The organism is Hymenobacter terricola (assembly GCF_017921975.2).
GTDB lineage: Bacteria > Bacteroidota > Bacteroidia > Cytophagales > Hymenobacteraceae > Hymenobacter > Hymenobacter terricola.
The window spans coordinates 1-473 of the sequence record NZ_JAGEMO020000239.1 but is presented as its reverse complement, the minus strand read 5'-3'; the positions used below and the strand labels follow the sequence as shown (position 1 = coordinate 473).

1 protein-coding gene is annotated in these 473 nt (G+C 53.1%); it reads right to left on the bottom strand.

What is annotated here, in order from left to right; genetic code table 11:
* Positions 1-11: 11 nt before the first annotated feature.
* Positions 12-473 (bottom strand): hemoglobin beta-like protein (locus tag J4G38_RS28390; RefSeq protein WP_226164198.1); only part of this gene is annotated, 462 nt, incomplete at its 5' end.

Here is a 473-nt window from a genome sequence, read left to right as displayed (position 1 = left end):
GCTGCAGCTCTCTAGTGGTACTGCCTTCCCAGGGCGGACACCACCACGGACATGAACTTCTGGATAGTGGCCTGGATTTCAGCAGTGAAGTTTTTGCCCATCCGAGCAGCGAGCACAATGGCCAGGCAGTCGGAGAGGAGCCTGAAATTGTCGGGATCCACGTGCAGTTTCTCGGAGTGCAGCGTGCTCAGCTCGGTATAGGCCGCCTTGATGTTGTCCATGTTCTTCATAGCCCGGTCCAGACCGTGGAGGATAGTTGTTCCGTGTTTTGCAACCTCATTATTTCCCATGATTGCGGCTGCGTTGTAGAGGTTTCCAAACTTGCCGAAATACCTCTGAGTCCAGGGGTAGACGATCAGACACCTGCAAAGAGTTGCTTGGCCAACGGCCTCATAGTCCATCTTACTGAAGATGTCTTGGATGGTGGCACGCTCTTTTTCTGTCCATTCGACCATTTTGCCGGCTCTAGGTTT